The sequence below is a fragment of the Streptomyces sp. NPDC052107 genome (assembly GCF_040680215.1).
Classification (GTDB): domain Bacteria; phylum Actinomycetota; class Actinomycetes; order Streptomycetales; family Streptomycetaceae; genus Streptomyces.
On the sequence record NZ_JBFAWG010000095.1, the window covers coordinates 1 to 20,147 of the forward strand.

Sequence of the window (20,147 nt, forward strand, 5' to 3'; positions counted from 1 at the left end):
CCCACGGCTTCCGCCGCGTCATGGTCACCCCCACGAAGCACGGAATCACGTACATCTCCACCGTGCCACAACAAGATCTTTCTGCAAGGACCCCTAAGCCAATCAGAGACGCTACGGAGATGCAGGAGTGGCAGTGGATCACCGCTCGCCGGAGCGAACTGGACGCCCTCGCCGAGCGGTTGACCAAGCAGTTGCAGGAGTTGCAGGTCGAGCGGGAGGAACTGGCGATCGCGGAGCGGGTGTTGAATCGTTTGGCCGAGCAGGCCCAGGCCGATGTCGAGGCGGTCGCTCCGGTATCGGCGAAGGTGGCCGGGCGGGCGGTACTGCTGATCCCGCACCGCAGCGACGCGGCCGACGAGGGTGCGCTGCCGGGCGACTGCCGCAAGATCCTGGCGATCGTGCGGGAGGCGGACGGCCCGGTGCAGGTCAGGGCGGTTGGCGAGCGGCTGGGCCTGGACGCGTCGGTGCGCGGCAGGCTGGAGCCGCTGCGGGCGAAGATGACCAAGCTCGCCGACCGCGGCTGGCTGCACAAGCGCCCTGACGGGCGGTTCACCGCACGTACATAGCTGGGCGGGGCCGGGGGCCTGCAATCGTCATCCGACAAGACTCGCCCGATTCCCGAACCGCTTGACGTATTCCGATATGGGAATATGATGGCTGCCATGGCACGAGCAGCGACGACGTCGGACGCGTTCAACGCGATCGCCGAGCCGCAGCGCCGGGACATCCTGGCGCTGCTGCGGGCGGGTGAGCGGCCGGTGACCGACCTGGCCGAGGAGCTGGGGATGAGCCAGCCGCGGGCGTCCAAGCACCTGCGGGTGCTCCGGGAGGTGGGGCTGGTTCGGGTCCGCGGGGTGGGCAAGCAGCGCCTCTACGGCCTGGACGCCCGCGGGCTGCGGCCGGTCCACGAGTGGGTCGGCGGATTCGAGCGGTTCTGGAGCGAGAGTTTCGACCGGCTGGACACCTACGTGCAGGACCTCAAGCAGACACGGCAGGAGGAATGACCGATGGCAGGGGCAAGGCAAGAAGCAGGGGCGGAGCCGGCGACGGCCGACCGGGAGATCGTGATCTCCCGGGTCATCGACGCCCCGCGGGAGCTGGTGTTCGAGGCGTTCACCGAGGTCCGGCACCTGTCGCGGTGGTGGGGTCCGGAGGGGTTCACCACCACCACGCGGTCCTTCGAGTTCCGCGAGGGCGGGGAGTGGGACTTCGTGCTGCACGGGCCGGACGGGACCGACTACTCCGAGTGGATCCGCTGGCTGCGGATCGCCCCGCCGGAGCGGATCGCGCTGCTGCACGGTGAGTCCCGCGACGACCCGAACGCCTTCGAGTCGGTCCTGACCTTCGCGCCGGACGGCGCGGCGACCCGGATCGTGATGCGCACGGTGTTCCCCACCAAGGAACTGCGCGACGAGGCGGTCGAGAAGTACCACGCGATCGAGGGCGGCCAGCAGACCCTGAGCAATCTGGCGGCCTACGTCACCGAGATCGTTCGGAAGGGGGCGGAGGGCTGATGGCCGGGAAGGTGTTCTTCAGCGTGTCGATGTCGCTGGACGGGTTCATCGCGCCCGAGTCCCTCGGGGATTTGATGGGGCAGCAGTGGATGGAACTGCAGCAGTGGATCTTTCCGCAGCGGTTCTTCCGGGAGAACCTGAAGCTGGGAGAGGGCGGCGAGGAGGGGCGCGACAACGACATCGTGCGGGAGACGTTCGAGCGCACCGGCGCGAGCGTCATGGGCAAGCGCATGTTCGACGCCGGCGAGCAGATGTGGCCGGAGGAGGCGCCGTTCCACACGCCGGTCTTCGTCGTGACGCACACGAAGCGTGACCCCTGGGAGCGGCCGGGCGGGACCACGTTCCACTTCGTCAACGACGGCATCGAGACCGCGCTCGACCAGGCCCGCGAGGCCGCCGGCGACCGCGACGTCCGCATCGCGGGCGGCGGCGCGACGATCCTGGAGTACGTGAACGCCGGCCTGATCGACGAGTTCTCGATCGCGCTGTCGCCCGTGCTGTTCGGCTCCGGAATCCGCCTGTTCGAGGGCGTGGACGCGTCCAGGGTCGCGCTGGAGCCGGCCCGTTCGGAGCCGTCGTCGCGGGTGACGCACCTGACCTACGCCGTGCACCCACGGTAGCCGCGCCACCACTCCACCTCAGCGACCCCGAGCACCCACGGCGCACACGCTTGAATCAGCAGGCCACCACGGCCAACTGTGAATAGCTGCGTAACTGGCGGGCCCCCGGCGGCAGTTGAGTTTGGTGTGAGGAAAAACAACGGTCTCACCGAGGGTCCTGACGGACTTGTCTACACCGCCCGCCTGCCGCTGTCGAGCGCCACCCTGAACTATCTCGCCGACCTGATACGCGGCCACCTGAAGAAGATCGGCTCGCGGTGGCGGGCCCAGCCCCCGGGTAAGATCGCCGGCATCGTGCTGGCGGTCCTGCGCTGTGACCAGCGGCCCGGCGATCTGGCCGGCGGGAACGGGGTGCACCGCACCACCGTCACCCGCTGGGTGCGGGAAGTCGTCGGTCTGCTGGCCGCCCGCGCCCCGCGTCTGGACCGCGCGCTGAGGAAGATCGCCCGAAAGGGTGGCGGGGTGGTGCTGCTGGACGGCTCCCTGATACGCACCCGGCGGCGCACCGGGACCGAGAACCGGAAGAACTATTCGGGCAAGCACAAATGCCACGGCCTGCTCGTGATCGCCCTCACCGACGACCGCGGCCGACTGGTATGGGCCTCCGCGGTGCGGCCCGGACGCGCCTCGGAGATCACCGCCTGCCGGCACGACAAACTCACCGCTCACCTGCGGGCGGCCGGTCTCGGCGCGATCGCCGACCTGGGGTTTGTCGGACTCGACGATGCCGGTCCGGACGCCGACCCGGCGGTGATCACCGGATACAAGGCCGCCCGCAACCGGCCCCTGACCCGTGGTCAGAAGCTGTCCAACAAGGCACTGGCCGCGGTGCGGGCCCCGGTCGAGCACGGCTTCGCCCATCTCAAGAACTGGCGTGTCCTCGGCAAGGTCCGCCCGGATCCGAGGTGGGCGACTGCGCTCGTGCGGGCCCTGCTGGTGCTGACGAACCGGGAAGTCGCCCGCTGACGGACGACCTTGTCGGTGGACTACCGCTCCGGACCTGCCCGAGCCTCCCGACGCCTACGCACACCAGGCCGTCTGACATGCAGCTTTCACGATGCACCGTGCTCATTGACGTAACGCGGGCCTCAGAGACGAGGGCCGTGCCAGCCGGGACCAGCCGTGACCAGGCCCGGGGTCCTTCCAACGGTGTGCCGTGGTGTCCACCCCAAATCATCCGCCGTACACCAGACTTGCCCGGCTCAGAAGCATTGAGGAGACCTTCCGCAACGCGGTGATGCTGCTTGTGCGTGACCCTTCCAGAAGCTGATCAACAGGGCGTAATCTCCCGTCCGCGTACAAGAGGACCACGCCGTTGTCCCATACGTCTTCCTGGACGCCACCTACTGCAAGGCGCGTGTGAACCATCGGATCGTTTCCCAGGCCGTGGTCATCGCCACCGGCATCTCCGCCACCGGCCACCGCGAGATCCTCGGGCTGATGGTCGGCGACAGCGAGTCGAAGCCGTTCTGGACGAAGTTCCTGCGCTCCTTACGGGCCCGTGGCCTGGAGAATGTCCAGCTGGTGATCTCCGACAGCCACAGCGGACTGGTGGCCGCGATCCGCACCGTTTTCCTCGGCACGGCCTGGCAAAGGTGCCGGGTTCACTTCGTCCGAGACGTCTTCAGCGTGATCGACAAGGGCTCCGGGGAGATGGTGGCGGCGACGATCCGCACCATCTTCGCCCAGACCACCGCCCAGGCCGTCCGCACCCAGCTGGACGTGGTGGCTGACATGCTCGGACGGCAGTTTCCCCAGGTCAAGACCACGCTGCTGGACGCCGCGACGGACATCACCGCGTTCGCGGACTTCCCGCCCGCGCACTGGAAGAAGATCTGGTCCACCAACCCGCTGGAGCGGCTGAACCGGGAGATCAAGCGGCGGGCCGACGTCGTCCAGGTCTTCCCCAACCCTGCGGCCCCGGACCGGCTGGCCGCCGCGGTCCTGGCCGAGCTCCATGACGAATGGCAGGTCTTCGACCGCTCGCTACCTCTCCGAAGGCTCCATGGCCGAACTCCTCAACCCCAAACCGACTCGGGATGACCGCCGGCTTCCCCCACCGGAACCGAATCAGCTCGACCAGTGACTACACCGCTTCCTGGGACGTGATCGCGCCGTCACCAGCGATGTCCACAGTGGGGTGTTGTGCGTGCGGTCACCCGAACGGCGGGCGTTGCTGTGTGATCACGACGACCTGGGCAGATTCTCATGGCATGACCACTTCGCACTTGCGCCGCGTGACTGGGCTTGCTCTGGCCGCAGCGGCTTCCCTGTCCGCACCCTTGGCTGCAGCGGCACCCGCCCCGAAGGCCGCTGCCATATCCCTGCCAGCCGATGACATGTCTCCGGCCCCAGGGGCGTCGGGGGATGGCGCGGATGAGCTGGCGCGGCGGCAGTTGTCGCAGCAGCCGTTCGCACCGACGAACGTCGACCTGTTCAGTCCACGCTTCTACCCTAAGGCCCCGCCCTACCCTAAGGCCCCGCCCTACCCCGAGGGCCCGCCTCCGACACAGTCAACCGAGGCGAAGATCGTTCGGCAGTTGAAGAAGACGTTCACTCAGCGGTTCCACGGCAACGAGCCGGGTATTGAGGCAGCCCTGGCCCTCTACCGCGACCCGGTGCTCAAGCAGAAGGTGCCTGACCCAAATCTCCGGGCGTCCCTCGTTGTTCTGAAAGGGACTCTCGCGGACTCCTCGATCAATGCGATCAAAAATGGACCCTTCACCGCGATCAGCTGGGTCCCCCTTCCCAGCGGGATGGAAGGTGCCCACGCGATCACCGGCCCGGATGGCAAGCCGGAGATCCAGGTCAGTGACCGGTACAAGAACGCGGACTTCCGACACCTGGCCGTGGTCTTGGCCCACGAGACCCTCCATCAACACCCGGAAGCCACCAACCCCGCCAACGTCGAGGAGTTCATCGCCCATAGCCTGGAGGCCCTCATCGCCGGGCAGCTGTACCTGGAGGACCCCGGCCTGGCCACCCAGGGCACCGAGCTGGCCCGGAGTATCAACAGCGCGCTCCTACTGCGGGTCAACGATCGCGACACCCACGGCAACCTGCGCCTGCTCACCGCCAACGCGTCTAACATCACCCCCGGCGGTGGACCCTTCGCCACGTTCGTCGCCCCCGCCGACAACGGCTACTACGCACCCCATGGCCGAAGCACGCCCACGCCGGGGAACAAGCAGTTGCGGTCTTTCGTCGCCAACGTCACCGGTCAGAACGTGAGCGCCTTCGACGACGCCACCGTGGCCGTCTTGGACACCCACCAGAAGATCTTCAGCCCCCGGCAGATCATCCAGCTGGCGCGTATCCTCCAACTCGTGATCCCGAAGCCCATCCGCGGGAGTGGGGGTTGAGCGGCGGCGGTGGGACGTCAGTCGGTCTGTTGCCGGGGTGGGATGTGTTGGCGCTGCTAGCCGGAGGCCTGGTGATTCCGTGGGCGGCTGGCATGGGGCGATCATTCGGCTGTCGCGGTCTGCGCGGCACAACCTGCTTCCTCGGGCGTGGACGAGTCGGGGTCGGAACGAACAGCGCGCCTCCCCGGAAGGGGTAAGTGCGCTGTTCAGAGGTGGTGCTGCGGCAGGATTCGAACCTGCGACAACGCTGGTGTCGCCCCCGTCCGGCGTCGTTGATGAAGCTGATCGGAAAATCGATGTGCGGGAGGGCAGGCGGCAGCATCCGGGCCGCTTGCGGACCGGATGACGGTGAGACGAGACGGTCAGGCTGATGCCTGGCTGAGCGCGACTTGGTGGCCGAGGGCCTGAAGTTGGCGGACGAGGTCGCGGGTTTTGCGGGCGGGGTCGAGGTGACGGCGGTGCCAGTCGACACCGAGCTCTTGGTAGAAGGCGTCCGGGTCGTTGATCAGATGCCAGGCGATGACGAGTATCGAGCGGGCGACGGCGACCAGGGCTTTGGCATGGCCGCGGCGATTGACGATGCGCCGGTAGCGGGCGCCGAGGAAGGTGTCGGTGCGGGCGGCGGCGTTGGCAGCCTCACCGAGAGCGCCCTTGAGCCAGGAGTTTCCCTGCCCGGCCGGCCCCGAGATGTTCTTCGCTCCGGACTGGATCGTGTGGGGGCACAGCTTGGCCCAGGACATCAGGTAGTCGGGGGTGGCGAAGCGGCTCATGTCCGCGCCGATCTCGGCGAGGATGATCTGCGCGGTGGCCGGCCCGATCCCGGGGGGCGTCCAGTTTCTCGGCCAGGGTCCGTGCACTGACCGCGGCGGCCTCGTCCCCGGTGCCTCTGCTGTCTGGCGGGGTAGTGATCTCCTCCAGCGTCCGGGCGATCAGCCGGTCGAGTTCGTCGATCTGTACGGTGAGGTGGTCGACGGTGGACAGCAGCACCCGCAGGAGCCGGGGCGTGGTGGTCATCGAACTGCCCGGTCATGGCCTCGATGAGGGCCGGCTTCTTCTTGACCAGGTGCCCTTGGCGAAGTCGGCCAGGGTGCGCGGGTTGCGTTCTCCGGCGACCATCGCGTCGAGCATGGCCCGCCCATCGGATGAACGATCTTCAGGCGATGGTTGCCCACCACCCGCTCGTAGCGGCCCTCGCCCGCGAAGCCCGACTACGGCGCATATCGGGTCGTGATCAATGAGCATCGCAGTTGCGGGGCGGTGCCCGTCTGGGGTACGGGCCCCGGCGATCTGCGGCTGCGCCGTGTGGGCGCGAGTGACCGGAAGCAATGCCGCAGGCTGGCAGCCGCGCTGGAGGACCCCGACTGCGTGCCCGCCGGGACGGTGCGTCAGAGCTTGGCGAGCCGGTCCACCAGCAGCTCCACCCTCCGCTCGGTGTCCTCCGGCGGCAGCCGTCCCGCCCGGGTCAGGGTGGCCAGCCCGTGCAGGGCCGCCCAGAACACCTCGGTGAACAGTCCCGGGTGGACGCCGTCCCCGGCGACCTCGCCCAGGCTCTCCAGCAGCGCGGCGAAAGCGTCCTTGAGAGGTTCCGGGGTGTCCTCCTGCGCGTACGCCAGGCCGCCGTCGAGCTGGAACAAGGCGTCGTAGACCGCCGGGTTGTGCTCGGCGAAGTCGAGGTAGGCGCGGGCGAGGGCGGTGACCCGGGCGCGCGGGTCGTCCGCGGCGGAGGTCGCGGCCCGCACCGCCGCGGCCATCTCGGTGGCGCCCTGGAGGGCGACGGCGCCGATGATCTCGCGCTTGCCGCGGAAGTGGCTGTAGAGGACGGGCTGGCTGTATTCGATGCGCTCGGCGAGCCGGCGGGTGGTGACCGCGTCCCAGCCCTGCTGCTCGGCGAGTTCGCGGGCTGTCGCCACGATGAGGCGCTCGCGCTCCGCCCGTTCGCGCTGCTTGCGTTCTTGTACCGACATGATTCGATCCTAGCACCGCTAGACAAGAGAGCGGCAGTAGTACTAGCGTTGCCTCATCATCTAGCGGCGCTAGATCCCTGGAGGGGTCATCATGCTCGACGCACTCGAGGTCGTCACCACCGTGGTCGTCGGCGTGATGGTGGGGGTGGAGTTCTCCGTCGCCTTCGTCATCAACCCGATCTTCAACGCCCTCCCCGAGGACAGTGGCCAACTCGGCCGCGCCCACGGGGGCCGGATGCTCGGCGCCGTGATGCCGGTCTGGTACATCGGCTCGCTCGTCCTCGTCGCGCTCTGGGCCGTCGCCGGATGGCACCACGACGGCGTCGGCCTCGTCGTCACCGCCGGCGCGCTGCTGATCGTCAGCGTGATCATGTCGATCCTGCTGCTCGTCCCGATCAACAACCGGGGCAAGACGTGGACCCCCGAGAACCGGCCCGCCGACTGGAAGCAGCAGATGAACCGCTGGGACCGCTTCCACTACGTCCGCGTCGCCGTCATCATCGCCGCCTTCACCCTGCTCGTCGCCGCCCTCGTCTGAGCCCGCGGGCCGACACCGCGCGCAGGTGGCGCACACTCCCCACGCCCCGGGCAGCAGCCGACGATGCGCACGGATCTAATACCGCCCTGGGAACCCAGGACCGTTCCCAGAGACTGAGCGGTGCCACCGCAATCATCACTGTGGGTCCTGTTGCCGAAACTCGTGCTCGGCCGCGTGCCCCGAACGGTTGTGGGCCGACGGGTCCCCCGTTTTCGCTCCGCATCCGGCGCCGGCGGATCGTGTCCGTGGTCCGGGAATGCGAGGGCGGGTGTCCTCTACGTCCCGGGACAACCGGTCCGGCCTGGACGGTCCGATGCCCCGCACGATCACTACGGTCGTGCGGGGGCGGTGCCGTCCGTCGCCGGACCGGCGCGCGCACGTCGCGGTCGAGATGCCCCCCACGCAACGCCACAACGCGTCCAAGTGCCATTCGTCAGCAGCAGTTCCCGACCCCGCCACGGCGCCGGTGCTCACCGATGTCTCGCGGCGGCCGGGCCCCGAGCCGGCTGCGCGGGCCGGCCGGTCACACGATCGTGGAATCCGCCGGCCTCGGGGCGGCCCGGTTTCTGCCCCCGTGGCTCAACTGCGCGGCACCAGCGCGGTGAAGTCCCTGAAGAGCAGCTCGGTGTTGTCCGCCCGGAGACCGACCCCGCCCGGCGTCAGCAGCGGGCCCGGCGTGCGGTCCTCGGCGGCCAGGACGGTCTGCCCGTCGATGTCGAGGCGGAGGAGCACCGTGCCGGAGGACGTGTTGACCGCGCCGGCCGTCACCCGGTGCCAGGTCCGGTAGGGGAAGGTGTGCCTGCGCTGCGCCACCGTGGCGTAGTCCCCGCCGTCCACGGTCGAGGCGTCCTTGGCCGGGATCTTGCGCTTGATCACCACCAGCCCGTCACGCCTGCGGAAACTAAGCGCGTACAGCTCCTGCGGACCGTGGTAGCGCAGCCAGATGTGGCCGCCGTCCCAGTCCTTGGCGGGCGTGCGTTGGGTGATGACCGGCGGCGCCGGGCACACCGAGGTGCGCACCTTCACCGCCCCGAAGTCCCGCCGGTGGGTGACCAGGCGGAAGATGGCCGAGTCGGTGTGCCGGGCCGAGTCCGGGCCCGTGTTCCCCACGTCCGGCGGGCCGGTCCAGCCGTCGCCGTCGCGGGCGAACAGCGAGCCGCTGGTGACGGACCAGTCCGGCGAGGTGTGCGCCTGCGGGTCGTGCGGATGGTGGTAGGCGTACTCGTTGGTGACCAGGCCGTGTGCGGGGAAGCGGGCCCTGAAGGAGCGCGCCGTCTTCGTCTCGGTGAGGAGCTCTGCGACGGTACCGGCCGCGGCGCCCGCTGCCGCGGTGCCCAGGAGCAGGCCGCCGAGCACCGCCCGCCGGGACGGTCGGCGCGCCTGGGCCGCGCTCGTGTTCCGGCCGTCGCTGTGGTCGCGGGTCGCTTCGGCGTCGGCGGAGGACGCGGGGTGGCGGCGCCGGCGGAAGGGTGGAGTCACCCCCTACACCTACACCCTCTTGGTCTGGCGGTTGTCGGAGGCCGGGTGCGCGTCGCGTTGCGGCGCCTTGCAGGAGACCCGCAGTGCGGTGAAGGACGGCCAGGGCGCTTTGGCCTGCTTGATCCCGGTCCGGATCCCGACACCGCCGGTGAGGTCGCCGCCGCTGCCGTGGGAGGTCCAGCTCACCGAGGTGGCGTTGTCCACCTGGACGGTGGTGGTGGCGCCGCTGAGGGTGACGTGGACGGTGTGGGACGACGCGGGGGCCAGCGGGCGTGTGGCGACCTTGCGGCCGCCGTGCGCGAGGGTGAGGTAGCCCCGGCTGACGGTGACCGTCACGGGGTCGAGGCTGTCGTTGCGCACGGTGATTGAGGCCTGGTTCGTGCCGTCGCCCAGGCCTTGGACGGTGGCGTCGAGCTGGTAGTCGGTCCAGTCCAGGCTGCTCGTTCGACGGTAGTCGGCGGCGACGTGGCGGGCGCGGGCCGGGAACGGTCCTGCTCCGACGAACGGGCCCAGGCCGCTTTGGCGGGTCCCGTCGTGGCGGGTCCACAGGTCGGGCCGGTCAAGGAGGTTAGCGGCGGGTGCGACCTGGACCCATGGTGCGATCCGGGAGAGCAGTTGCTCGGGGGTGGTCGAGCCGGTCACTTCGAGCCGCTGGACCTGGTGTGCGGCCGCGGCGCGGCGGCTGGCGGTGAGCGGCCGCGCCGAGACGTCGGTCAGGGTGGCCGTGAAGTACGTCGACAGCAGGTCCTTAAGGGTCTCTCCCGGTATGCCGGCGCGCTCGGTGGCCTCGGTGAAGGGGAAGGCGAAGAGCCGCGGTGCAGGCAGGCCATGTGCGGTGATGTCGTCGACGGACCGCCCGATGTCGGCGGTGATCCGGGACCGGTACTGCGCCGGTGTCTCCAGGCGGTTGCGATCGGGCAGCCACAGGCGGTGGGAGAGCGCGGACGCCTTGTGCCCGGCGGCGTCGATCGGGGCGCGCCGGTGGAGGTCGTGGGTGTGGTCCTGGAAGTCCCAGCGCCCGGAGTGGGCCATTCGCTTGATCTCGTTCCAGGACAGGTTGTGCGGGCGGTCGTGGTCCACCCGGCCGGTGATCAGGAACACCGCGCCGTGCATGTGGTGCCGGGCCAGGATGCGGTCGCCGTACACCCACAGGCCGCCTCGGCCGTCGTCGAAGGTGAGGTAGACCGAACGGGGCGGAACCGGTCCGCCCTTGAGGTAGCCGATGAACTCGTTCGTCGTCAGGCTGTGGTAGCCGGCCGCCTGCAGGGCGGTGAGCTGCTCGTCGAAGGCTCGCGGGGTGACCACAAAGGGGCCGGGCTGCGGGCCGATGTCGTGGTACGCCAGCACCACCGGCGCCGCGGTGGCCGGCAGCTGCCGCCCCGCCCGGCTCCACCGGGCGGGAGCGTTTGGGGAAAGGCTCATGTCCGACAGCTTGACCTGGGGGCTCATGTACTTCTGGTACAGGTAGTACCTGTCGGCCGCGTGGAACGGCAGGGCCAGCACGGCCAGCGCGAGCAGGCCCAGAGCGAAGCGGACCGGCCAGTGCGCCAGGCCGCGTCCGCGGTGCCGGACCCCGCCGACCGGGCCGGGTGGCGGGCTCGCCGGCTTCGTCGGCTTCGGCAGGGGATCGGTCGAGGTCACGGCAGGATCCCTCCTCGGGAGAGCACGATCAGGTAGACGCCGCAGACGACGGCGATGGAAAGCAGGGCGGCGAGCAGGCGCGCGACCGCGCGCAGGGTGTTCATCAGGCGGCGCTCCTCGACCAGACCCCGCGCCGGATGGTGGCCAGGGAATAGGGCAGCAGCCAGGCCAGCAGCAGCGCGGAGAGCATGCTCATCAGCGGCCGGTAGCGCCAGCGGACGTCCCCCGGATTCCCGATCTTGAAGGCGAGACCCCAGACGCAGCCCTTGAGGAACACCCCGCACAGGTAGAGCAGGGTGAGGAAGGCCGCGCCGTGCAGCGGCGCCCAGACCAGGTGACAGAAGACCATGAAGGGGGCGGCGCTCACCCACAGGGCGTGGCCGTAGTACAGGGCGGCCGGCCCCGCACCCCGGCGCCACATGAAGGAGCCGGTGAAGAACAGGTTGCGGATGAAGCTCTTCTTCCAGCGGATCTGCTGCTTCATGAAGGGCCGGAAGCGGGCGGGGACATTGGTCCACACCTTGGCCGACTGCACGTAGCCGATCCGCCACTCGCGCTCCGGGTAGTCCTGGGCGGTGACGAACGGCGAGCTGGCGTACCGGCGCTTGAGCGCCCGGCCCTTCCACTTCTGGCCCAGGACGTAACCGGTGAGCTGACGGTCGGTGGCGAAGCGGAAGGGCGCGCCCAGGAAGCGGTCACCGGCCCAGGCGGGCAGGTAGTTGTAGATGGCGTCACGCCTGAAGACCGCCAGCGGCCCGGAGACGCAGGTGACCGAGCCGAAGGTGGCCTCGGCGGCCTTCGCCACCCGGAACTGCCCCTCGTACCAGGCGTCCTGGGCCTTGGTGAAGAAGGTGAGACCCGCATTCAGCGCGCGGGCGTGGCCGCTCACCGCTCCCAGCTCGGGGTGGACCACCAGGGCGCGGACGCAGCGGCCCAGGGCGTCCGGGGCCAGGATGCAGTCCGAGTCGGTGAAAGCGATGACGTCGCCGTCGGCCACTTCACAGGCACGGACCAGCGCGTGCTTCTTGCCGAGATTCTTGTCCAGGTAGATCACGGTGATGCCGAGCTCGGCCTCCAGACGGCGCAGCACGCCCCGGGTACCGTCCACGGAGAGATCGTCCACCACGATGATCTGCAGGTCCGGATAGTCACCGCCGGCCATCGAGCGCACGCAGTCCTCGATGCACTCCTCCTCGTCCTTGACCGCGAGCAGGAAACTCACCCGCGGCCTGGAGGGCAGCGCCGGGAAGGCACCCAACCGCCGCGGCCGCCTGCGCAGCATCCGCTGCGAAGGGTCGTCGTAGCGGCTGTAGGCGATGAAAAGCATGGTGATCGTGCCGACCAGGACGGTGAAACCGTAGCCGAGCACCAGCGGGCTCTGCACCAGCCGGGGCGCCTCGCGCCCCAGGATCAGCAGCAGCGGCAGCAGACCCACCAGAGTCAGCGCACGGCGCGCGGCATGACGGACGGCCGGATCCGTCCGCTCCAGCCAGTCCCGCACCGGCCCCGACGGACGACGGAGCACCCCGGCGGCCCGGCCCAACCGGGCCACCGCCGCACACCGGCCCCGCCGGCGCCCGACGGACCGCCGCCGGCCGCCCTCGGTGACGGAGCACCCCGCGCCGTCCCCACCGGAAAGGACACGGCCGGCGTCCGCGGAGCCAGAACCGGAACCGGTAGCGGCCTCACCAAGGGCGGCATCCGGCGCACCGGACGCCGAGTGCACCCCCTGCCCGCCCAACCGGCTCCCGGGCCGCCCAGGCGGTTCCTGGCGCTGCTTGGCCGGACAAGCCGCCGGGACGGCCCTGCGCTGCGCCGCCGCCGGCCCGGCGGCCGGATCCGGCGCGTCAAGGGTGGCGAGCCCGCCGCCTGGGAGGTCCCCGGCCATCCAGGTCTCACTGCTCAAGGGCGGGACCGGGCAGCGGGAGGCCTCGTGCCCCCCGGCCCGGCACAGCCCGCTGTCGCATCCGGTACGGCGCCCGGCGTGGCACCCGCCGTGCGGGAAGTCGCTCATACGACGGCCTTGGCCGAAAGCGGGGCGAGCCGGTAGGTGGCGTCCAGCACCGCCGGCTGAGCCGCCAGCCAGTCCAGCTCCACGCCGGGATGGGCGGTGTGCACCAGGACCAGGTCCCAGCTCTCCGCCCCGGGCTCGCTCACGCTCGACAGGAGGGCCGGGCCGAGCTGCAGCGTCGGCACCAGCGGATCACTGAAGTGCACCTTGGCGCCCTCTTCCGCCAGCTCCTGCAGGATCTCCAGAGCGGGCGACTCACGCAGGTCCGCGACGCCCGGCTTGTAGGCGACGCCAACCACCAAAACCCGGGCACCGGAAGTGCTGCGGCCGTGCTCGGCAAGGAGTTCGCGCACGCGCCGGACGACCTGCCGCGGCCGGCCGGCGATCGCGGTCATCGCAGCGTCGATGAGCGGGGAGGCGATGCGCCGCTCGCGCAACTGCCACAGCAGGTAATGCGGGTCGCACGGAATGCAGTGACCGCCGACGCCCGGCCCGGGATAGAAGGGCATGAACCCGTACGGCTTGGTCGCCGCCGCCTCGATGATCGGCGCCGGTTCCAGCTCCAGGGCGCGGCAGTTCTCGGCGAACTCGTTGGCCAGCGCAATGTTGACGGCACGGAAGGTGTTCTCCCACAACTTGGTCATCTCCGCCTCCTCGGCCGAGGACAGCACGTGCACGGCCGGGGCGGTGCGCCGGAGTACGGCCGCGGCCAGTGCCCCGGTCAGCTCGCCGGCCGCGCCGACCACACGCGGCGTGCAGTCATGGGCATGGTGGGCATTGCCCGGATCGATACGCTCGGGCGAGAAAGCGACGAAGACGTCGCCGCCCACCCGCATCCCACGCCTCGCCAGCGGCTCCACCAGCAGGTCACGAGTGGTGCCCACGTACGTGGTGGAGGTGAGCATCAGCAGCTGCCCGGGAACGGCGTGCTCCACCACCGAGGCACACGCCGCGCTGAGCGCGCCGAGATCGGGCACCAGATGCCGGTCGACCGGGGTCGGCACGCAGACCAGGACCGTGCGCGCCCCCGCGATCGCGGCAGGATCGGAGGTGAGAGTCAAACGCGGGTCCTCGACATAATCCGCGAGGCGTTCATGATCGCTGGGCAGCAGATCCACCTCACGACGACGCACGGCCTGAAGCCGGCTCTCGCTGACATCGATACCGATGACCTCGTTGCCCGCCGCAAGCAGGGCCAGAGCCGTCGGCAGACCCACGTACCCGAGACCGACAACGGCCACCGCGGCCGAAGCATGATCAGCGGGCGAGGAGATCCCGGGAACGGCAAAACTCTGATGGGGCAGCTTCAGTGGCAGGGCAGACGACATGGGAACTCCACAAGGTCAGGACAGTTGTCAAGATCGGAACTATTGCCGGCACCGAAGCGCCGGAGCGGCCAGTCACAGCCGCTCGTCCATCAGCGTGGCCACGGCGCAGCGACCCGGAACAGCCGCGTCATCCCGTGACTTGACAACACGACCGACCTATGCAAATAACCCTCCGAGGCGCCCCAGCGCCCGGTTCCGGCCGCACCCGCAGGATCCGACAAGACACAGGCCGACCCGCCAGCTGCGCTCCGTCGGCGACGCGCCGGCCTGGCGCGTCGTCGGCTTCCACCGCTCCTTTTTCCTCGCTCTGTGCCGCGTTGACTCGCCCGGCCGATGTACGGCAAGGCAGGGCTGCAGGCGGAACTCGACCACGTCGAGCGGGCCTTCAAGGAGGACGGCGCCCTCGCGCTCCTTCACGACCTGACCAACTGCCTGCGCGTCGGCGACATCACGGTCTGGGACGGCGTCCGCCCGCCCCGCTTCACGACCACAGGACATCCGTTGTCCTGGGCTCAAATTCCAAGTGTCCCGGGTGTCCAAGATCCGGGGTCAATCCCCCATCCCTCCACGGCTGGACGTAGGCGTTGCCCGCCAGTGGGTTCCCGGTTCTTGCCTCACCCGAGCAGACCGGGCAAGCCGCGTCCGGCCTCGTCGGCACTTGGGGTTGCGGCAGTAGCGTGGTAACGACCTGGGGAGCGATATCAGCTCCCGGATCTGCCTGGCGGCCTGGGGCTCTGCGCGATCAGGACGCCGCTGAGGAGGAGTGACGCCGGTCAGGCGGATCGCGGTCGCCGCAGTCTTGACCGGCGCGTCTTGGTCAGGGAGTGGACCTCAGCGGTGGTGCCTGCCACGTCATCCCGGGCGGCTGGAGTAGGGGCGAGGGCTCGGGTCCGGGGTCGTCGGTGTCGACGACTCCGGCGGCCGTGTGGTCGAAGTCGGCGGGCCAGCGGGTGTGCTCACTGGCCAGGGCGCCGGTCAGGCGTGCTTCGACAAGGTTGGCGGTGCTCAAGTCGGTGCCGCGCAAGTCGGCCATGCGGAGGTCGGCGCGGTGGAAGATCGCGCCGTGGGCGTCGGCCTTACGCAGGTTTGCCTCGCGCAGGTCGGTCTCGGTGAAGTCGGCGTCACGCAAGTCGGTTTCGACCAGCTTCGCGGCCCGTAGGTCGGCCAGAATGCAGCGAGCGCGGCGGAGAATCGCAGTCGTGAGGTCGGCGTGCCGCAGGTTGACCGAGACCAGGGACGCCTGGGTCAGATTTGCGTGGTACAGGCCCGCCGCCTCCATGCATGCGCGGTCGAAGTTGACCTCGGGGAACCACAGTCCGTCGCAGTCGGCCCGGCGCAAGTCGGTGATGCTGAGATTGACCCAGGACTGCTCCCGGTGCTGGCACAGCACGCCGAGCGCGGTCAGCGCCACCTGGGCGTCGGCGGCGCGGGTCTCCAGGGGTGCGATGTCGTTGATGGGCACGTCTGCCGCCGGTGATTCCGGCCCGGCGGGTGGCCAGGGCAGGTGTGTACGCAGGTACGCGGCCTGGATGGAGATGATGGCCTCCCGGTCGCGGGCGGACTGCTCCGCGATCCGCCACAGCGCGTGCAACCCGCCGATGCGTACATCCAGCTTGTCGCTGCCGAGCTGGTCGACGGCCCGGCTGAATCGGTCGGTGACGTAGCCCTCCTGGGTGGCGCGCAATCCGTCCTGACTCACCCGCAGTTGCCGCCAGGTGGCGTACGCGCCAAAAAGCACGACCAGGCCGCCGACCACCTGCAGAAGCGTCGTACGGACATCGTTCACCGCCTTCAGCCGATCCTGCGCGGCGACGCTCGCCCCGGCGAGATCGTGGTCGACCACCACCCCCGGCAGTACGACGAACACCGTGCCCAGAATGACCAGCCCCGCCCCGGCCAGCAGACCTGCGGCTACACGACGCCTGACCAGCCCGTCGTGCCATGCCCGCCGCCCGCGGTCTGGTTCCCCCATCTCCATGGGCATGAGAGCCTAGGCGCCGCTCAGAAGACGATCAAGAGTGCTGTGCCACTGGCCCGTGACATGAGAACGGCCGTACGTGTTGGATGAGTTGTGAAGCTCACCTGGGCCCGTGCGGCCTGTTCCCATCCTGCCCTGTCCGGCATCTCGCGCGCACACTTCGGCGAGTTGCTCGTAGAACTCGCGCCCCGGTGGCAGGCCGCGCGGGAGTCGGCGCTCCGCGAGCGGCGTGGCGGAGACCGGAGGCGGGCGGCCGGCGCCGGGCCCAAGCAGCGCATGGTCTTCGTCGACCGGCTCTTGGTCACGCTGGTCCACCTTCGGCTTGGGATCCCGCACGCCGGGCTGGCTGAACTGTACGGGGTGGACCGCTCTACCGTCTCCGGAGCGATCCGCGAGGTCCGGCCGCTGCTAGCGACCCGCGGTTTCGCCGTCCCCGGCCGGCCGGGGGTGCGGCTGCGGACGCTGGAGGACCTGTTCGCCTACGCCGATGCGGAGGGCGTTGACCTGCGCATCGACGGCACCGAAGTGCAGGTCCGCCGCCCCCGCGTCCACCGCCCCGGCCGCCTGGCGTTCGTCTCCGGCAAGAAGAAGCAGAACACCATCAAGACCACCACCTTCAGTGACCCGCAGGGCCGCACCCTGTTCAGCGGTGTGGTCCGGCCGGGCCGCATGCACGACCAAACCGCCGTGCGCACCGAGGGCATCGCCGAGCAGTTCCACCGGCACCCCAGAGTCAAGGCCGAGGTTGACGAGGGCTACCGGGGCCTGGCCAACGAGTTCCCCGGCCAGGTCAGCGCCCCGCCGAAGAAGCCGAAGGACGACGCGCCGCTGGGCGAGCAGCACGCCTGGCGCGAGCAGCGCCGCCGCCAGTCCTCCGCGCGGATCTGCGTGGAGCACACCAACGCCGAGTACAAGCAGTGGCGGCCCCTGCAGCGGTTCACCGGCCGCCGCGAGATCTACGCCGAGACCCACCTTGCGATCTCAGCCCTGGTCTCCGACCGCTCCGCCCGGCGGGCGACCCGCCGCAAGTCGAGCACGGAACTGGTGCTCGCCTGGTAGGCCGCCTGCTGATCACCCACCAGCCAACCCGCCAGGCCAGCACGCCCCGAACTCAATCGCTCCCAAGGTTGTAAGCCGTGCAGGGCACGACTTAGTGGTCGGGTTCGTAAGTCCTTCGGGGGTTGATCATGCGGCGAGGCGGAGCGAGGATTCTTCCTGGTGATCGGAGGTGTGCCGGTCGAGCCTGGCCAGCAGACCGTCCAGGTCGGAGGTGGTGAACTTCCACTGGAACGGCTGCGCCGTGGCGTTGTAGCGGTCTTCGAAGGCTCGGAGCCGGTCCCTGACCTGGGCGAGGTCGGTGAAGTCGTTGGGCGAGACAACCTTGCGCTGCACGACGGAGAAGTAGATCTCCACCTGGTTCAGCCAGGAGGCGTGGACCGGTGTGTGCACCAGCACCGCGTTCGGGAAGGCGGCGGTCAAGCGGTCGGCGGCCTTCTGGCCGCGGTGGGAGGAGCCGTTGTCGACGACCCAGAACACGCGTTTCGCGCCGGCGTAGGGCTCCTGGCTCATGACCTGGGCGACCAGGTTCATGAACGGGTCGATGCCGGTGCGTGCCTCGGTGCGGCCGAACACCTTCGCCCGGTGGACGTCGTAGGCCGCCAGGTAGGCCAACGCGCCGCCGCGTCCGTAGGTGTGGTTCACCCGCATCGCCCGGGCCCGTCCCGGTGCGAGGGTGGGGTGGCAGCGGCAGCGGGCCTGGATGGAGGTCTTCTCGTCCGCGCTGATGACGTACTCGTCCGCGCCGAGCGGGACGCCCTGCCAGGTGCGGGCGTACAGGTCCAGCGCCCGCTCGGCCTTGACCTGGAAGTCGGGGTCGGTGATGAAGATCCAGGAGCGGTGCTGCCAGGGCTTGATCGCGTCCTCGCGCAGCCAGCGGCGCACGGTGGAGGCCGAGATCGGGCCGGTGATGCCGCGTGAGGCGAGTTCGACGGCCAGTTCCGGGCACGACCAGCGCGCCAGCGGCACCTCGGTCTCGGTGGGCAACCGACAGGCCAGCGCCTTGACCTGGGCCACCTGCAACGGCGTGTAGGACGGCGGCCGCCCCGACCGGGGCGGCCGCTCAGACCGGCGAGCCCATGGTCGGCGAACCGGCCCCGCCAGCACCGCACCGTGTCCAGGTGCAGGCCGGTCTCACGAGCGATGCGCGCGTTGGAGCGCCCGCGCGCCGCGTGCAGCACGATCTGTGCGCGCATCCGCAGCCGGTACTCGGTCTTGTGGCCGTAGGCCATCAGTTTCAGCCGCTCGCGCTCGGCGGAGCGCGGGACTATCGGACGGGCGGCGGCAACGGACAAGGCAGGCAGGCCGATCGGACGAAGTGGATCAAGGACAAGTCGTAGCCTGCCGCATCCCCGGGCCCGGCCTCGGGCAGGATGAGCGCCATGCCCACGCCCTCGGAACACGCTCGCCTGTCCGTGGAGGCGCGCCTCGGCGAGCGCGCCCGCACCGCCTGGCCGCAGATCAGGCAACTGCACGTCCGTCACCGCGGCGCCTTCGCCTACGTAGAGGCGGAACTGGCCCACGGCGAACGGGCCAAGCTGATGCGGCTGCGCTATACCGGCACCGTCGGCAAGAGGTGGGGCTTCGCCCTCTACCTGGCCGGCAGCGACCGCTACGAGGACACCGTCCTGCCCACCGGCAGCCCCTCGGGCACCCCCGCCGAGGCCCTCGACTGCGCCTGCCGACTCCACCTCGCCGCCCTTGACATCTGACCAGCGGAACCGTTGCCCGCCGACTGCCGTCCTTCCCGGGCGGGAGGGGCAGTGAGCGAAGAACAGACACCAGGCTCGCGTGGGCGGTGGGGATGCCTGCTGCCAGTCGCCGGAGTGGTGCTCGGCCTTCTGGCCTGGGCCGAAGCTGATTCCTTCATCAGCGACAGCTGGTCCTACTGCATGAACATGGCGTGGCCGGCGGCGTACGACATCGCGGACAGCCCCCGTTTCTACCTCCTTTTCGACCTCCCTCTCATCGCTGCGTACTGCTGTGCGTTCCCACTGGGCTTCCTCCTGGCCAGACGCTTCCTCGTCCCGTCGCGGCGCCGCTTCGTCCGAGCGTTGACCGGAATCCTGGCCGGGCTGCTGATGCTCTCGGCCGTCCTTGCCGGTGACCTCGCGTACAACGCCGCGCCGCCGCATGGGGATTACTTGAGCGCCCGCTGCCCGCACGGCCGACCGCCCTGGTGGCCGAAGCCCCTTCCGCTGCGCGACTCTCCATTCGCAGACTTCGAGCACCACGGCTGACCACCCGAGCCGACGTGAGAAGTCCACCCGGTCCCCACCGTGCCAAGTGACCCGCATCGGTGCGGTGGCGGCTCCCAGACCAGCGGCTACGTCAAGCTCCCTGCTACACCACATGGCGGGACACCATGCCGACCAGACTCCGCCCGCCACACCGCCCCCGCCGTCAACCCCGAAGGACTTACGGCGCGAACCACTTAGTGAAACTCGTCGTCATCCTCGCGGCCGGCTCGCCGCACGAGCCGCCACGACAGCACCGCAGCCCCTGCTCACGTGGCCGTCACTTGCCGCCAGGGAGGCACCGTGGCCAGGCTCCACAAACCATCCAGGTGCCTGTTCCACATGGCGACAGCGGCCCTGGTGTCGTCGGTGTCCCTCGCGGACCAGACATTCAGATCGGTGCGGTAGCCCTTGGGGTC

18 protein-coding genes and 3 pseudogenes are annotated in these 20,147 nt (G+C 69.8%); 11 read left to right on the plus strand and 10 right to left on the minus strand.

Annotated elements, in window-relative coordinates; translation table 11 throughout:
* The 7 genes and pseudogenes from AB0M27_RS40600 to AB0M27_RS40630 form a co-directional block, all read left to right on the plus strand.
* Positions 1–566: hypothetical protein (locus AB0M27_RS40600; RefSeq protein WP_365729991.1), on the plus strand; the 566-nt coding region annotated here is incomplete at its 5' end.
* A 96-nt stretch (positions 567–662) separates the two neighbouring features.
* Complete coding sequence (locus tag AB0M27_RS40605; protein ID WP_365729993.1) at positions 663–1,004, plus strand: metalloregulator ArsR/SmtB family transcription factor; 342 nt, start codon at positions 663–665, stop codon at positions 1,002–1,004.
* A gap of 3 nt (positions 1,005–1,007) precedes the next feature.
* On the plus strand, positions 1,008–1,514 hold the full coding sequence (locus AB0M27_RS40610) for an SRPBCC family protein (protein WP_365729995.1): 507 nt from the start codon (positions 1,008–1,010) through the stop codon (positions 1,512–1,514).
* On the plus strand, positions 1,514–2,134 hold the full coding sequence (locus AB0M27_RS40615; RefSeq protein ID WP_365729997.1) for a dihydrofolate reductase family protein: 621 nt from the start codon (positions 1,514–1,516) through the stop codon (positions 2,132–2,134). Before AB0M27_RS40610 ends, AB0M27_RS40615 begins: the two co-directional genes overlap by 1 nt.
* Positions 2,135–2,260: 126 nt before the next feature.
* A complete protein-coding gene (locus AB0M27_RS40620; protein WP_365729998.1) occupies positions 2,261–3,100 on the plus strand; it encodes a transposase family protein in 840 nt (279 codons plus the stop codon).
* A gap of 354 nt (positions 3,101–3,454) precedes the next feature.
* Positions 3,455–4,220: pseudogene (locus AB0M27_RS40625) on the plus strand (IS256 family transposase); the annotation flags it as partial.
* 127 nt (positions 4,221–4,347) lie between these two features.
* The gene (locus AB0M27_RS40630) at positions 4,348–5,496 is read left to right on the plus strand and encodes a hypothetical protein (protein ID WP_365730000.1); all 1,149 of its coding nucleotides are present in this window, start codon (positions 4,348–4,350) and stop codon (positions 5,494–5,496) included.
* Between the two features lie 362 nt (positions 5,497–5,858).
* Here the strand turns inward: AB0M27_RS40630 and AB0M27_RS40635 are convergent, their stop codons facing one another.
* Together AB0M27_RS40635 and AB0M27_RS40640 are read right to left on the minus strand one after the other, a co-directional pair.
* The gene (locus AB0M27_RS40635; protein WP_365730004.1) at positions 5,859–6,353 is read right to left on the minus strand and encodes a transposase; all 495 of its coding nucleotides are present in this window, start codon (positions 6,351–6,353) and stop codon (positions 5,859–5,861) included.
* Between the two features lie 528 nt (positions 6,354–6,881).
* Complete coding sequence (locus AB0M27_RS40640; RefSeq protein ID WP_365730006.1) at positions 6,882–7,460, minus strand: TetR/AcrR family transcriptional regulator; 579 nt, start codon at positions 7,458–7,460, stop codon at positions 6,882–6,884.
* 91 nt (positions 7,461–7,551) lie between these two features.
* On the opposite strand from AB0M27_RS40640, the gene AB0M27_RS40645 reads away from it, so the two are divergent.
* The gene (locus AB0M27_RS40645) at positions 7,552–7,998 is read left to right on the plus strand and encodes a DUF1772 domain-containing protein (RefSeq protein ID WP_365730008.1); all 447 of its coding nucleotides are present in this window, start codon (positions 7,552–7,554) and stop codon (positions 7,996–7,998) included.
* A 135-nt stretch (positions 7,999–8,133) separates the two neighbouring features.
* Here the strand turns inward: AB0M27_RS40645 and AB0M27_RS40650 are convergent.
* From AB0M27_RS40650 to AB0M27_RS40675, 6 genes and pseudogenes are all read right to left on the minus strand, one after another.
* Positions 8,134–8,368, minus strand: a pseudogene (locus AB0M27_RS40650) (IS200/IS605 family accessory protein TnpB-related protein); the annotation flags it as partial.
* A gap of 209 nt (positions 8,369–8,577) precedes the next feature.
* Complete coding sequence (locus tag AB0M27_RS40655) at positions 8,578–9,477, minus strand: hypothetical protein (protein WP_365730010.1); 900 nt, start codon at positions 9,475–9,477, stop codon at positions 8,578–8,580.
* Positions 9,478–9,486: 9 nt separating this feature from the next.
* On the minus strand, positions 9,487–11,118 hold the full coding sequence (locus AB0M27_RS40660) for a polysaccharide deacetylase family protein (RefSeq protein WP_365730012.1): 1,632 nt from the start codon (positions 11,116–11,118) through the stop codon (positions 9,487–9,489).
* Positions 11,119–11,221: 103 nt separating this feature from the next.
* Positions 11,222–12,670: a glycosyltransferase gene (locus tag AB0M27_RS40665; protein ID WP_365730015.1), complete on the minus strand. Its 1,449-nt coding sequence runs from the start codon at positions 12,668–12,670 to the stop codon at positions 11,222–11,224.
* A 458-nt stretch (positions 12,671–13,128) separates the two neighbouring features.
* Entirely contained in the window at positions 13,129–14,370 is a 1,242-nt protein-coding gene (locus tag AB0M27_RS40670; RefSeq protein ID WP_365730017.1) for a nucleotide sugar dehydrogenase, read from the minus strand.
* A 904-nt stretch (positions 14,371–15,274) separates the two neighbouring features.
* Positions 15,275–16,429 carry a pentapeptide repeat-containing protein gene (locus tag AB0M27_RS40675; protein ID WP_365730019.1) on the minus strand — a complete coding sequence of 385 codons (1,155 nt, stop codon included), beginning with the start codon at positions 16,427–16,429 and terminating at the stop codon, positions 15,275–15,277.
* Between the two features lie 99 nt (positions 16,430–16,528).
* Here AB0M27_RS40675 and AB0M27_RS40680 point away from each other — a divergent pair, with 99 nt between their 5' ends.
* Complete coding sequence (locus tag AB0M27_RS40680; protein WP_365730020.1) at positions 16,529–17,494, plus strand: transposase family protein; 966 nt, start codon at positions 16,529–16,531, stop codon at positions 17,492–17,494.
* A gap of 126 nt (positions 17,495–17,620) precedes the next feature.
* Here AB0M27_RS40680 and AB0M27_RS40685 read toward each other — a convergent pair whose 3' ends face one another.
* Positions 17,621–18,508 (minus strand): IS630 family transposase, encoded by an 888-nt coding sequence (locus tag AB0M27_RS40685; RefSeq protein WP_365730022.1) that lies wholly within the window; start codon positions 18,506–18,508, stop codon positions 17,621–17,623.
* A gap of 83 nt (positions 18,509–18,591) precedes the next feature.
* Positions 18,592–18,723 (minus strand): annotated as a pseudogene (locus AB0M27_RS40690) (helix-turn-helix domain-containing protein); the annotation flags it as partial.
* A gap of 150 nt (positions 18,724–18,873) precedes the next feature.
* On the opposite strand from AB0M27_RS40690, the gene AB0M27_RS40695 reads away from it, so the two are divergent.
* Positions 18,874–19,203: a hypothetical protein gene (locus AB0M27_RS40695; RefSeq protein WP_365730024.1), complete on the plus strand. Its 330-nt coding sequence runs from the start codon at positions 18,874–18,876 to the stop codon at positions 19,201–19,203.
* Positions 19,204–19,254: 51 nt separating this feature from the next.
* Positions 19,255–19,731, plus strand: coding sequence for a hypothetical protein (locus AB0M27_RS40700; protein ID WP_365730026.1), 477 nt, complete (start codon positions 19,255–19,257; stop codon positions 19,729–19,731).
* Positions 19,732–20,147 lie beyond the last annotated feature (416 nt).